A 12,316-nucleotide genomic window follows, 5' to 3' on the forward strand; every position below is an offset into this window, starting at 1 on the left:
CAGATGTCGAATTTCGTACTGCCCCCGGTGGGTTTCGGGCCCGGATCGCAGCCCCTGGGCGATGAGGAGGCGCAGCTCGAATACATGCCGATGCCGCAGGACATGCGCACCTATGCGCCGCATGTGCCGGACGTGGCGGGCGACGCAGGCGCGGCCATGGCCCTGCTGGCAGAGGTCGGAGAGGCCTGCACGCAGGTGGCCCGCGACGGTGGTTCAAGGACCTTCGATCTGACCGGCCTGAACGCTGCGAACCTCGCCCTGATCAAGGAGACGCTGGGAGAGGGCGAAGTGGCGGTGAAGGTCTGGGGTCTGCCCGCGCTCGCCGCGCAGGAATCGGTCTTTGCAGGGGTCTGGCGTGTGACCGGCGAAGGCGTCGACCGGATCGAGGTCGCGCAGGTGCCGCAGGCCGCCCGGGCACGCGCCTTCATCCCGCGCAGGCCCGCCGCCGGGGCGCAGGCGCCAAAGGGCATGGGCGTGGTCAACGCGCCCGCGCTGGCCGTCGAGCTTGAGGAGAAATCGGCCAACTACGCGACCGCGCGCGAGCTGCACGTCGTCAACCTGACCCTCCTGCCGCACACCGAACCGGACCTGCTGTGGCTCGATGTCGCGCTGGGGCAGGGGTCGGCCACGTTGCTGTCGCGCGGCTATGGCAACTGCCGCGTCACGGCGACGGCGCTGCCGCATGTCTGGCGGGTGCAGTTCTTCAACTCGATGGACACGCTGATTCTCGACACGTTCGAGGTGACCGACATGCCCGAAGTGGTTTTGGCCGCGAACGAGGACCTGACCGACAGCGCGGAGCGCATCGCCGAAGTGCTGGAGGCGATCCGATGAACACGCAGACGGGGTTCGAGGGTTCTTACCTAGGCGCGGCGGACAAGATCAGCGCGCAGGCGATCATGGAGTGCAAGATCTGCTGGACACCCTACGATCCGGCAGAGGGCGACGACACGCGGCAGGTGGAACCGGGCACGCCGTTCCTCGCGCTGCCGGACGACTGGTCCTGCCCCAATTGTTCGGCCCCGAAGGAACAGTTTCTGGTGCAGTCCGATCCGGGGTCCGTGGCAGCGCAGCAGGCGACGGCGCTGGCCCCGCGCATCGCCGCGCTTGAGGCCGACTTCCGCGAGATATGGCATTCGAAGATGCGCGACGTGCCGATGGTCAACGCGGCGCTGCGCGTGGAGGCCGTGGGCTTCACCCTGTACGAAGGCCGCCCGCTGGGGGTCCTGATCTCGCCGTGGTTCATGAACCTCGTGATGCTGGCCGCCGAGGACGAGGACTGGTCCGGGCTGAAGGCGGGCGAGAAGGAGGTGATCGCCTTCCCGTCCGGCGACTACGAGTTCCTGCACAACGTGCGCGAGCAGTCTGGCGGCTACAAGGCATGTTCCCTGTTCTCGCCGATGGGCGATTTCCGCAGCCACAAGGACGCGGCCGACGTCGCGCGCGCCGTCATGGTCGCGCTGTTCCAGGAGGAGCACCGGGCAGAGACCGACCGTTCCGCCGATATCCGCGCCGCGCGCGAGGCGGAACTGGCCGAGACTGCGGAGCCGGAAGACGAGGCCGGTGCACCCGCTCTCGACCCGGCGCCGACGCGGCGGGCGGTCATTACAGGCGGCATGGCCGCCGGGGATGGGGAGTAGGCTGGATGCTCGATCGTGCCGGGGGAACGAGGCTGACATGGCGGACCGGGCCGGCGCTGCCGCTGACGCGCCTTGTCGTCGGTCGCCCGGCAGAAGAGGCGGCGGCGGTCCTGCCGCGCGTCTGCAACCTTTGCCGCGGCGCGCAGGAGACCGCTGCGCGGCTTGCCTTCGGGCTGCCGCTGGAGGAGGGGGCCGATGACCGCCTGCACGCAGAGATCCTGCGTGATCATGTCCTGATGCTCTGCGTTCGCCTGCCGCGCCACTTCGGCAGCACCGCGACGGCCCTGCCGCAGGGATGGCAGGCTGACCCGTCCCTGCTGCGCACGCCGCTGTTTGGCTCCCAATCTCTGCCCCGGCACCTGTCGGAACTGTACCGCGCCATGGTGGAGGGCCAGGGCGTGATGCTGCTTCTGCGCCGGGTGCGCGACAGCTTTGCCCCGTTCGAGGCGGCAACCAGCGTTCTGCCGGTGCCGGAGGGTGCAGAGGTCCTTGACCTCACGGCGCAGGAAAACTCCGTCGCGGGACGCTGGGCCGTGCATCCCCTGATGCGGGAAGTCGAACGGGACTTCGGGCGCGGGCCGTTCTGGCGACTCATGGGGCGGGTTGTGGAACTCGACGCGCTTCTGGCCGGGGTGCGCCTGCCGTTTCGGGCGACCCCGCAGGGCGAGGCTTTTGTTCCTGCCGCACGAGGCTGCTACGGTATCTCGGCCGGGACAGAGGCTGGCCGCGTGACCACCTTCCACCGGGTGACGCCGACCGATCACCTGCTGGCCGAAAGCGGGGTGCTCGATCAGAGCCTCGCGGCGTTGCCACGGGTCAAATGGGGCTTGGCGCCACTTGTGCTGGATATTCTCGACCCCTGCGTGCCGGTGCGGCTGGAGGAGATGGACGATGCATGAACTCTCGCTTTGTGAAGGCATTAGGTCGGTGCTGGAAGACACGGCACGTCAGCATGGCGTCGCGCGTATCGCGCGGGTGCGGCTTGAGGTCGGGCGCTTTGCGGGCGTCGAAAAGGACGCGCTGTTCTTTGCCTTCGACGTGGTGATGCGCGGCTCTGCGGCGGAGGGGGCCGTGCTGGAAGTGATCGACCTGCCGGGGCAGGCGATGTGTTACGACTGCATGAAGGTCGTGGAAATCGCTCACCGGCTCGACCCCTGCCCGGACTGCGGCGGGGGAAAACTGATGCCGCAGGGCGGCGATGAAATGCGTATCAAGGATTTGGAGGCTGCGTGATGTGTACGGTTTGCGGATGCGGAGACGGAGAGGTGAAGGTGCACGGCCATGAACACGATCATGACCACGGGCATCATCATCATGGCCACCACCATGAGCATGACCACCACCATCAGCACGGGCACGGCCATGGGCATGACCACGTCCATTTCGGCCATGGCGCTGCCGGTGTCGATGTGCCGGGCATGTCGCAGGCGCGGCTGATCGAGATCGAAACCTCGATCCTTGCCAAGAACGACCGTTACGCGGAGGCCAACCGCAGGGTCCTGGCCGCGAAGGGGATCCTCGCGCTGAACTTCGTGTCCTCGCCGGGATCGGGCAAGACGACGCTTTTGTGCCGGACCATCGAGGCGCTGGGGGATCAGCCGCTTGCGGTGATCGAGGGCGACCAGCAGACCCAGAACGACGCCGACCGCATCCGCGCGACCGGCGCGCGGGCGGTGCAGGTGAACACCGGCAAGGGCTGCCACCTCGACGGCCACATGGTCGGTCACGCGCTGGACCATCTCGACCTCGCGCCCGGCGCCATGCTGTTCATCGAGAACGTCGGCAACCTGGTGTGTCCGGCGGGCTTCGACCTTGGCGAGGACTGCAAGGTGGCGATCCTGTCGGTCACCGAGGGCGAGGACAAGCCGCTGAAATACCCCGACATGTTCCAGGCGGCGCGGCTGGCGATCCTCAACAAGACCGACCTCGCCCCGCATTGCGACGTGGACATGGACCTGTACGAGGCGAACCTGCGCCGGGTGAACCCGGAGATCGAGATCATCGCCCTGTCGGCCCGCACGGGCGAAGGCATGGACCTCTGGACCGGCTGGCTGAAGGCGCGCCTCGCGGCGAAACGGGCGCCCGCCGCGGCGGAATGAACGCCATGGCCGACGCATCCACCCTGACCCTGCCCACGATCCTGCTGGTCGACGACGAGGAGCACGCGCTCAACGCCATGCGGATGGCGCTGGAGGACGACTTCGACTGCCTTTGCGCGCTGAATGCCGACGAGGCCGAGGCGCTGATGGAGGAGAACTTCGTCCAGGTGGTGATCTGCGACCAGCGTATGCCGGGGCGGTCGGGGGTGGATTTCCTGTCGGCGGTGCGCGACCGCTGGCCAGAGACGGTGCGCATCATCATCACCGGCTACGCCGAAACGCAGGACATGATCGCGGCGATCAACGACGCGGGCATCTATCAGCTGATCACCAAGCCCTGGCACCCCGATCAGCTTATCATGATGGCGAAGAACGCCGCCGACCTGTTCCGCCTGAACCGCGACCACGAGCGCATGTCGCTGGAGATGCGGTTCCTCACCCGCTCGGTCGAGCACAAGCTGGCGGAGAAACGAAAGGCGCTGCGCGAGGGGCTGGGGTTCGAGAAGATCCTGCGCTCGGCCAATTCGCCGATGAACCCGGTCGTGGCGCAGGCGCGGCAGTTCGCATCCTTCGACGTCTCGGTGATGATCGTAGGAGAGGAAGGCACCGGCAAGGCCGAGATGGCCCGGGCGATCCACTACGGCTCTCTCCGGTCGGACCGGGCCTACCACGAGGTCAACGTGGTGGGCGTGGACGACCGCATCCTCGAAATCGAACTGTTCGGCCATAAGCGCGGCGCGGTCCCCAATTTGCAGACCAACGGCGTGGGCCTGTTGCAGAAAGCCGACCGGGGCACGCTGTTCCTGAACGGAGTCGAGAGCCTGTCTCCAAGGATGCAGCTCCAGTTGCAGCAGGTGGCGATGGAGGGCGTCTTCCGCCCCGTCGGCGGACACGAGTCGCTGCGGACGGGCACGCGTCTGATCGCGGGGGCCAGCCGAGATCTGAGGGCAGAGGTCGAGGCAGGCAACTTCCGCGCCGACCTGTTCTACGCACTGGCCCAGACCACGCTGCATGTGCCGCCGCTGCGGGCCCGGCTGTCTGACCTGCCGCTTCTCGCGCAGGAAATGCTGTTCGAGGCGGCCGCGCGGCATGGCAAGATCGTCCACGGGCTCTGCGAGGATGCGGTGGATTTCCTGAAGCGCTATCACTGGCCGGGCAACCTGCGCGAGCTGGAGAACGAGGTGCTCCGCATGCTGATCTTCGCGCAGGACGCGGTGCTGGGGCCGGAGCTGATCTCGCGTCACATCCTGCAGGCAGCGCCTTCGGAGGCGGGGCGCGAACCCGGCGTCGACGCGGTGCTGGCCGACACCGGATCGCTGAAGGAACGGGTGGAGCAGATCGAGATGCGCATCCTGCGCGAGACGCTGACCCGTCTCAGATGGAACAAGTCGCGTGCGGCCTCTGAACTGGGGCTGAGCCGCGTGGGTCTCCGGGCCAAGATCGAACGCTATGGCATCGAAGAGCCGCGCAAGGCCGGGATGCCGGACGACGAGGAGGAGTAAGACCATGTGTCTGGGGATTCCGGGACAGATCATCGAAGTGACGGACGAAGCGCGCATGATGGCGCTGGCCTCCGTCTCGGGCGTCCGGCGCGAGGTCAACGTGGCCTGCGTGGCGACGGGAGCGCTGGAGGATCTGGTGGGCCAGTGGGCGCTGATCCACGTGGGCTTTGCCATGTCGCTGATCGACGAGGACGAGGCCGCCAAGACCCTGGAGGCGCTGCGGGGATTGGGCGAGGCGCAGGAGACGCTGGAGGCGATGGCGGCAGGCGATGCCGCGCTGGCCGGTCCGGCGCGGGACGCGATGGAGGAAAGCGCATGAAACACGTCCAGGAATTCCGCGACCCGAAACCCGCCAAAGCGTTGATCGCCCGCATCGGTGCGGTGCTCGACCGGATCGGGGCCACGGCGGAAAAGCCGGTGCACATCATGGAGATCTGCGGTGGGCACACCCATGCGATCTTCCGCTACGGGCTGGACAAGCTGGTGCCGCCGGGACTGGAGTTCATCCACGGCCCGGGCTGCCCGGTCTGCGTGCTGCCGATGAGCCGCGTCGACGAATGCATCGAGATCGCGGAACGCCCCGAGGTGATCTTCACCACCTTCGGCGACGCCATGCGGGTGCCGGGCACGGGCAAGTCGCTGATGCAGGCGAAAGCGGACGGTGCCGACATCCGCATGGTCTATTCGCCGCTCGACGCGCTGGAGATCGCCCGGCGCAACCCCGAACGCGAAGTGGTGTTCTTCGGCTTGGGCTTCGAGACGACAACGCCCTCCACCGCGCTGTCGATCCAGGCGGCGGCGCGCGAGGGGCTGGCCAACTTCTCGGTCTTCTGCAACCACATCACGGTGCCGCATCCGATCCGCGCTCTGCTGGACGATCCGCACATGGTGCTGGACGGTTTCGTCGGGCCGGGGCATGTCTCGATGGTGATCGGCGTGCATCCCTATGATTTCATCGCAGAAGACTACGGCAAGCCGCTGGTGGTCGCCGGATTCGAGCCCCTGGACCTGCTGCAGTCGGTGCTGATGGTGCTGGAGCAGATCGCCGAGGGCCGCGCCGAGATCGAGAACCAGTATGCCCGCGTGGTGCCCGAGCACGGCAACCCTGTGTCGCTGGCCGCGATTGCGGACGTCTATGAAGCGCGCCCGTCCTTCGAATGGCGGGGTCTGGGCGAAATCGACGCCTCGGGCCTGCGCATCCGTGAGGCCTACCGGGCGTGGGACGCGGAAGAGAAGTTCGGTATCGGCTATGCAGCAGGCGCGCGGAGCGTCGCGGAGCCGGAGGGCTGCATGTGCGGTGCGGTGATGACGGGGCGGATGAAACCCGTGGCCTGCCCGCAGTTCGGCACGGGCTGCACGCCGGAGATGCCGCTGGGGGCGCTCATGGTCAGCTCGGAAGGGGCCTGCGCTGCCTACTACCAGTACGGCGGTGCGCGGGCGGCGGAACCGGCGGAATGAGGGACGTCGCCGGGCGGGTGCCCGGCGATCCGCCGGGGGAGGCTCTGCCTCCCCCGGACCCCCTCCGAGGTATTTGGACCAAGATGAAGGGGCGGGGCCGTTTGGAGGCATTGCGGACACGTTTGGACGCGTGCCGGGACAGGGAAGACGCGACATGGCATTGAGAGACGCGCGGGTGACGCTGGCGCATGGCGGCGGCGGCAAGGCGATGCGGGACCTGATCGAGGAGGTGTTCACCTCTGTCTTTCAGCCGCCGGGCATGGAGGATCAGGCGCGGCTGATGTCCCAGGCGCTGTGCGCGCCGGGAGCACGGCTGGCGTTCACCACCGACAGTTTCGTGGTCGATCCGGTGGAGTTTCCCGGCGGCGACATCGGCAAGATCGCGGTCTGCGGGACGGTGAACGACCTGGCCGTGGGCGGCGCGCGGCCGCTTTGGCTGTCGGCGGCCTTCATCGTCGAGGAGGGTTGCGAGGTGGACCTCTTGCGGCGGATCGTGGCGTCCATGCAGCGCGAGGCGGAAAAGGCGGGTGTGCGGATCGTCACCGGAGACACGAAGGTCGTGGGGCGCGGGTCGGCGGACAAGGTGTTCGTCACGACGTCGGGCGTGGGGGTGATCCCGGCGGGCCGGGACCTTGCGGCAGAGCGTGTGCGCCCGGGCGACGCGGTTCTTGTGAATGGCGTTCTGGGCGACCACGGTGCGGCGATCCTCGCGGCGCGGGGTGACATGGCGCTTTCGACGGACATCGTGTCGGACTGCCAGGGGCTGGGGCACCTGATGGAGGCGGTTCTGGCGGCGGCGCCCAATGCGCGGGCCTGCCGCGACGCGACGCGGGGCGGGCTGGCCTCGGCGCTGAACGAGATCGCCGGTGTGGCGGGCGTGGGGGTGGAGATCGACGAAGATGCGCTGCCCTTGCGGGACGAGGTAAAGGGGATGTGCGAGATCCTCGGACTCGACCCGTTGTATCTGGCCAACGAGGGCACCCTCGTGCTGTTTGTGCCTGCGGACGAGGCGGAGGCTGCGCTGGCGGCGATGCGGGCCCTGCCGGAGGGACGTGGCGCGGTGCAGGTGGGGCGCGCGCTGGACGGTCCGCCGGGAAGGGTGACGATGCGCACGCTCTTTGGCGGCAGCCGCATTGTCGACATGCTGGTGGGCGAGCAGTTGCCGCGGATCTGCTGAGGGATTGCCGCGCGCGCCCGGCCTTGCCATACCTGTCGGAGACGATCACCGCCGAGGGCTGGGGGCTTTCCGACATGTCACAGATTTCCGATCCGGCGGGCGCGGGGCGCTGGCTGCAGGACCCGGTGCATCGCGCCGGTCTTCTGGAGAATGCGCACCGCCAGTTGCGGTTCTTCGACCGTACGCTGCGCGATGACGGTGGCTTCGACGTGATGAATCACGACGGCACGCCCTTGCCGCGTGCCGGGCAGGAGCTGCACTACACGACGCGGATGGTGCATGCCTACGTCCTGGGCCGGGCCATCGGTCATCCTGGTGCGGACCGTATGATCGACGCGGGGATGGCCTTCCTCTGGACCCGTCACCGCGATGCGGAGCACGGCGGATATTTGTGGTCGGTGGACGAGACCGGCGTCCATGACGGTCTGAAGCTGGCTTATGGCCATGCCTTCGTCCTTCTGGCGGCGTCGAGCGCGAAGCTCGCCGGCCACCCGGAGGCCGACCGGTTGATGGCCGACGTCGCGGAGGTGCTGGACCGGCACTACTGGGACGAGGCGGCAGGCCTTCACCGGGAGGAGTTCGCGCGCGACTGGCAGCCGGTTTCCACCTATCGCGGGATGAATGCCAACATGCATTCGGCCGAGGCGATGCTTGCGGCCTTCGAGGCCACGGGCGAGGCGCACTGGCTGGAGCGGGCGGGCCGTGTGCTGGAGGTCTTCACCGACCGGATGCCGCGCGCCAACGGTTGGCGGGTGCCGGAGCATTACACCGAGGACTGGCAGGTCGATCCAGACTACGCGGGCGATCCGATGTTCCGGCCGGCGGGCACGACGCCCGGGCATTCGCTGGAACTGGCGCGGTTGCTGCTCCAGCATTGGGACCTATCGGGGCGGCCCGTGGGCGATGTTCCGGATCGCGCGCGGCGGCTGGTGGAGACCGCGCTGACGGATGCGTGGCGGGTCGACGGCGGGCTGGCCTACACGCTGAAACCGGGCGGCGAGGTCGATATCGGCGACCGCTACTGGTGGCCCGTGACGGAAGGCATCGGCGCGCTGGCGAGCCTGCTGAAGTTGGAGGACCGGGACAGAGACGAGACGTGGTATCGCAGGCTCTGGCGGTTCGCCGATGCGCGCCTGATCGATCGAGAGCGGGGTGGCTGGTATCCGGAGCTGGACGACGACGGTGCGCCGGAGGGCCGCCAGTTCAGGGGCAAGCCCGACATCTACCATGCGCTTCAGGCAGAGCTTTACCCGCTGGCGCCGGGACTGTCGCGGCAGGTCGAGGGGCTGGGCGCGCTTTAGGCGCATGTGTCGCGTCAGCGGTGCAGCGTGATCCGGTTGGGCCCCTGGACCTCCAGCACGATCCGGTCGTTTTCGAAGAAATGCTCCTGGAACCAGTCCGCGAGCAACCGGTTGTTGCCGACGAGGCGAACGTTGCCGGACGCATTGGCCGTCCGGTTGATCCGCGTGGTCAGCGGTGGCGTTCCGTCCGTGAAGGCGACCGTCAGCGGGTCGCGGTCGCGACCGAGATGGCTGCTTGGCCCTTCTCCGACATTCAGGATGCCCTTTCGGTAGTACGAGGGCCGCAGGACGATGTGGAAGCGTTCGGCCTTAGCGTCGGTTTCAGGCGGGGGATGCTCGGGCATGTCGTCGGCGCGTTCGCGCATCTCGGACTCGGTTTCCGTGCGCCCGCCCTCCGCGCCGTTCCACGGCGGGCAGATGCGGCGGATCAGCGAGTCCTCAAGACCGGCGGCGAGGTTGATTTCGAACGCGCCATAGCTGAGGTGGCTGACCGGGGCGAAGCCGTAGACCTTCGGGCGACGTTCCGCCGCGATCAGGTCGCGCAGCTTTGCGTTGCATTTCAGGTTGGTGCGCTGCGACGCGCCGGGGCGCCGGTAGGTCCGGAACCGCTTTGTCAGCCCGCGCGTGGTCTTGCCGATGTAGAGGATGTCGACCCCGTCGGCGAAGGCGTATAGGGCGTTCGGCTCTGTCATGATGGCTTGCGCCACATCGCGGGTCTCGTCCGGGATGCGGACGTCGAGCAGGCCGTCGACCTCGACCCATTCTCCGAGTTCCACGAAGCCGAGTACGGTCAGGTCATCAATCGTATAGTCGGTCACGGGCGCCCCCCGGGCAGCGGTCGGATGCCCCGCCATCATGCGCAACGGGGGGACGGCCTGTAAAGGGCGGGAGGCGCGCGATCAGCGCCGGATCGAGCTGCGCCAGATCATGTTGACGGGCAGCGTGATGCGGCTCGGCGCGCTGTCGCCGGGCGGGCTGTCGAGCGCGCCGAGCGCCGCGCGGGCGAGGTCGTCGATCGGTTGGCCAAAGGTGGTCAGGCCGTAGGCTTCCCATCCCGCCTGTTCGATATCGTCGAACCCGATGACGGAGACATCGGCGGGCACCCGAAGCCGAAGCCGCGTGCGCGCCGCGTCCATCACCCCGCAGGCGATAAGGTCCGTCGTGCAGAAGATGCCGTCGGGCCGTTCGGCCTGCGCCAGCAGCCGTGTCCCCAGGTTCAGTCCCGTCTGGTAGGAGGTGGGACCGGCCGCGGCCTCCTGGATCGGGATACCTGCCTCCGCTGCGGCCTGCCGGAAACCCGCCGCGCGGTCTTCGAGGCTGGCGGTCCCGGCGCAGGAGTTGGCCAGCGCGATCCGGCGGCAACCGGCAGCCGCCAGCGCGGCAAAGGCCTGCCGGCCTGCGTCGGCATCCTCCAGCCGGATCAGAAGCGAGCCGGGCCGCGCCTCGTCCCGGTTGATGAGCACGAGTTCCATACCGTTGCGGCGGCAGGTTTCGGCCAGCGACATGTCGGGCATCCCCGACAGCACGATGGCGGCGTCGGTGCGATAGGCGATGGCCTGCCGCAAGGCCCGCGACACGCTGTCGTCGGAGCGGTCGGTGTTGATCAGCAGGCCGATCTTGCCCGCCGCCTGAAGCTGTTCGGTCAGTGCAGCCAGCAGGGCGGAGCGGTGCGGGGTGCTCACCTCGGCGGCGATCAGCGCGACCAGCCCGGTGTTGGCGGTGATCAGCCCCCGCGCGAGGTGGTTGACCTGATAGCCAAGCTGCTCTGCCGCCGCTTCGATCCGGGCGCGGGTTTCCTTGGCCACCGAGGCGCCGGGCGTGAAGGCGCGCGACACGGCGGTGCGCGAAACACCGGCAAGCTCGGCCACGTCCCGGGCGCTGACCTGTCGTTTCGTCATGTTCACTGCAATCCTGTGCGTCCCGCCGATCCCGTCAGGCAACCATAGTTTTGTGATGGTTTCTTGACAACTGGCGATTCGGACGACAACCTGATGCACAGGTGTGCAAAACACCCGGCCCGGTAACCGCCGGGAACTAGGGAGGAAGATATGAAGACTTTGAAATACGCCCTGATTGGGGGCGCGGCTTTCCTGCCTGCGGGCGCGATGGCCGCAGAGCTGAACCTGATCTGCTCGGCCGACGTGGTGATCTGCGAGAAGCTGGTGAGCGAGTTCGAGGCCAGCCATTCCGACATCGACGTGAACATGGTGCGCCTCAGCTCGGGCGAAGCCTACGCCAAGGTGCGGGCCGAGGGCCGCAACCCGCAGACCGACCTTTGGTGGGGCGGCACCGGCGACCCGCACCTGCAGGCGGCCCATGATGGGCTGACCGCCGAGTACAAGTCGCCCATGCTGGACAAGCTTCAGGACTGGGCGCAGGGCCAGGCTAAAACCTCGGATTATCACACCGTGGGCGTCTATTCCGGCGCGCTCGGCTGGGGCTACAACAAGGACATCTTCGCCGAGAAGGGCATCAAGGCGCCGGAATGCTGGTCCGACCTGCTCGACCCCGCGTTGAAGGGCGAGATCCAGATCGCCGATCCGAACTCCTCCGGCACGGCCTACACCACACTGGCGACGCTGGTGCAGATCATGGGCGAGGACGAGGCATTCGACTTCCTCAAGAAGATGCATGCCAACGTCTCGCAGTATACCAAATCCGGCTCCGCCCCGGTGAAGGCCGCGGCGCGTGGCGAGACCGGCCTTGGCATCGTGTTCCAGCATGACGCCGTGGCGCAGGCGGTCGAAGGCTTCCCGATCGAGGTCGGTTCCCCCTGCGAGGGCACCGGGTACGAAATCGGCTCCATGTCCATGATCGAGGGCGCGCAGAACGAGGAGTCCGCCAAGGTTTTCTACGATTGGGTGCTGACGCCCGAGGTACAGAACATGATGCCGGAGGCCGGGTCCTTCCAGATCCCGTCCAACGCCTCGGCCACCCCGCCGAAGGAAGCGCCCGACCTGTCGAAGATCAAGCTGATCGACTACGACTTTGCCGAATACGGCAGCGCGGAGCGGCGCAAGGAACTGCTGTCGCGCTGGGATGAGGAAATCGGCAGCCTGCCGCTGCAATAAGCTGTCCGACACGGACCTGGGATGCGCGAACGACGGGGCGCGCATCCCCTGACCCCTCTCCTGACGCT

General features: G+C 67.7%; 13 protein-coding genes. 11 read left to right on the top strand and 2 right to left on the bottom strand.

The annotated features are described in order from the left end of the window. Positions 1-3: 3 nt before the first annotated feature. The 10 genes from ABFK29_RS06795 (at position 4) to ABFK29_RS06840 (ending at position 9,177) form a co-directional block, all read left to right on the top strand. Positions 4-834, top strand: coding sequence for a hydrogenase expression/formation protein (locus ABFK29_RS06795; protein ID WP_005863669.1), 831 nt, complete (start codon positions 4-6; stop codon positions 832-834). Then, the gene (hybE, locus tag ABFK29_RS06800) at positions 831-1,640 is read left to right on the top strand and encodes a [NiFe]-hydrogenase assembly chaperone HybE (RefSeq protein ID WP_005863672.1); all 810 of its coding nucleotides are present in this window, start codon (positions 831-833) and stop codon (positions 1,638-1,640) included. The genes ABFK29_RS06795 and hybE overlap by 4 nt, the downstream gene beginning before the upstream one ends. 5 nt (positions 1,641-1,645) lie before the next feature. Then, the gene (locus tag ABFK29_RS06805; RefSeq protein WP_005863674.1) at positions 1,646-2,539 is read left to right on the top strand and encodes a hypothetical protein; all 894 of its coding nucleotides are present in this window, start codon (positions 1,646-1,648) and stop codon (positions 2,537-2,539) included. Then, positions 2,532-2,873 carry a hydrogenase maturation nickel metallochaperone HypA gene (hypA, locus tag ABFK29_RS06810; protein WP_005863676.1) on the top strand — a complete coding sequence of 114 codons (342 nt, stop codon included), beginning with the start codon at positions 2,532-2,534 and terminating at the stop codon, positions 2,871-2,873. Before ABFK29_RS06805 ends, hypA begins: the two co-directional genes overlap by 8 nt. After that, on the top strand, positions 2,873-3,739 hold the full coding sequence (gene hypB, locus ABFK29_RS06815; protein ID WP_040605181.1) for a hydrogenase nickel incorporation protein HypB: 867 nt from the start codon (positions 2,873-2,875) through the stop codon (positions 3,737-3,739). Before hypA ends, hypB begins: the two co-directional genes overlap by 1 nt. Then, entirely contained in the window at positions 3,736-5,241 is a 1,506-nt protein-coding gene (locus ABFK29_RS06820) for a sigma-54-dependent transcriptional regulator (protein ID WP_005863684.1), read from the top strand. Before hypB ends, ABFK29_RS06820 begins: the two co-directional genes overlap by 4 nt. 4 nt (positions 5,242-5,245) lie before the next feature. Continuing rightward, positions 5,246-5,560 (top strand): HypC/HybG/HupF family hydrogenase formation chaperone, encoded by a 315-nt coding sequence (gene hypC / locus ABFK29_RS06825; RefSeq protein ID WP_005863686.1) that lies wholly within the window; start codon positions 5,246-5,248, stop codon positions 5,558-5,560. Then, complete coding sequence (hypD, locus tag ABFK29_RS06830) at positions 5,557-6,699, top strand: hydrogenase formation protein HypD (protein ID WP_005863688.1); 1,143 nt, start codon at positions 5,557-5,559, stop codon at positions 6,697-6,699. Before hypC ends, hypD begins: the two co-directional genes overlap by 4 nt. Before the next feature lie 154 nt (positions 6,700-6,853). Further along, complete coding sequence (gene hypE, locus ABFK29_RS06835) at positions 6,854-7,876, top strand: hydrogenase expression/formation protein HypE (protein WP_005863690.1); 1,023 nt, start codon at positions 6,854-6,856, stop codon at positions 7,874-7,876. Between the two features lie 74 nt (positions 7,877-7,950). Beyond that, positions 7,951-9,177, top strand: a complete 1,227-nt coding sequence (locus ABFK29_RS06840; protein ID WP_040605191.1) for an AGE family epimerase/isomerase — start codon at positions 7,951-7,953, stop codon at positions 9,175-9,177. Positions 9,178-9,191: 14 nt separating this feature from the next. On the opposite strand, the gene ABFK29_RS06845 is transcribed toward ABFK29_RS06840, so the two are convergent. Both ABFK29_RS06845 and ABFK29_RS06850 read right to left on the bottom strand, forming a co-directional pair. Next, positions 9,192-9,995 carry a GIY-YIG nuclease family protein gene (locus ABFK29_RS06845; protein WP_040605192.1) on the bottom strand — a complete coding sequence of 268 codons (804 nt, stop codon included), beginning with the start codon at positions 9,993-9,995 and terminating at the stop codon, positions 9,192-9,194. 81 nt (positions 9,996-10,076) lie between these two features. Then, entirely contained in the window at positions 10,077-11,075 is a 999-nt protein-coding gene (locus ABFK29_RS06850; RefSeq protein ID WP_005863697.1) for a LacI family DNA-binding transcriptional regulator, read from the bottom strand. Between the two features lie 150 nt (positions 11,076-11,225). Between ABFK29_RS06850 and ABFK29_RS06855 the strand changes: the two genes are divergently transcribed. Further along, positions 11,226-12,248 (top strand): ABC transporter substrate-binding protein, encoded by a 1,023-nt coding sequence (locus ABFK29_RS06855; protein WP_005863699.1) that lies wholly within the window; start codon positions 11,226-11,228, stop codon positions 12,246-12,248. Positions 12,249-12,316 lie beyond the last annotated feature (68 nt).

This window comes from Sagittula stellata E-37 (assembly GCF_039724765.1).
Classification (GTDB): domain Bacteria; phylum Pseudomonadota; class Alphaproteobacteria; order Rhodobacterales; family Rhodobacteraceae; genus Sagittula; species Sagittula stellata.

What these genes read in the sequence shown, in the direction of transcription:
- ABFK29_RS06795 (WP_005863669.1), top strand. Translation starts at nt 4, where the DNA reads ATGTCGAATTTCGTACTGCCCCCGGTGGGTTTCGGGCCCGGATCGCAG.
- hybE (WP_005863672.1), top strand. Translation starts at nt 831, where the DNA reads ATGAACACGCAGACGGGGTTCGAGGGTTCTTACCTAGGCGCGGCGGAC.
- ABFK29_RS06805 (WP_005863674.1), top strand. Translation starts at nt 1,646, where the DNA reads ATGCTCGATCGTGCCGGGGGAACGAGGCTGACATGGCGGACCGGGCCG.
- hypA (WP_005863676.1), top strand. Translation starts at nt 2,532, where the DNA reads ATGCATGAACTCTCGCTTTGTGAAGGCATTAGGTCGGTGCTGGAAGAC.
- hypB (WP_040605181.1), top strand. Translation starts at nt 2,873, where the DNA reads ATGTGTACGGTTTGCGGATGCGGAGACGGAGAGGTGAAGGTGCACGGC.
- ABFK29_RS06820 (WP_005863684.1), top strand. Translation starts at nt 3,736, where the DNA reads ATGAACGCCATGGCCGACGCATCCACCCTGACCCTGCCCACGATCCTG.
- hypC (WP_005863686.1), top strand. Translation starts at nt 5,246, where the DNA reads ATGTGTCTGGGGATTCCGGGACAGATCATCGAAGTGACGGACGAAGCG.
- hypD (WP_005863688.1), top strand. Translation starts at nt 5,557, where the DNA reads ATGAAACACGTCCAGGAATTCCGCGACCCGAAACCCGCCAAAGCGTTG.
- hypE (WP_005863690.1), top strand. Translation starts at nt 6,854, where the DNA reads ATGGCATTGAGAGACGCGCGGGTGACGCTGGCGCATGGCGGCGGCGGC.
- ABFK29_RS06840 (WP_040605191.1), top strand. Translation starts at nt 7,951, where the DNA reads ATGTCACAGATTTCCGATCCGGCGGGCGCGGGGCGCTGGCTGCAGGAC.
- ABFK29_RS06850 (WP_005863697.1), bottom strand. Translation starts at nt 11,075, where the DNA reads ATGACGAAACGACAGGTCAGCGCCCGGGACGTGGCCGAGCTTGCCGGT.
- ABFK29_RS06855 (WP_005863699.1), top strand. Translation starts at nt 11,226, where the DNA reads ATGAAGACTTTGAAATACGCCCTGATTGGGGGCGCGGCTTTCCTGCCT.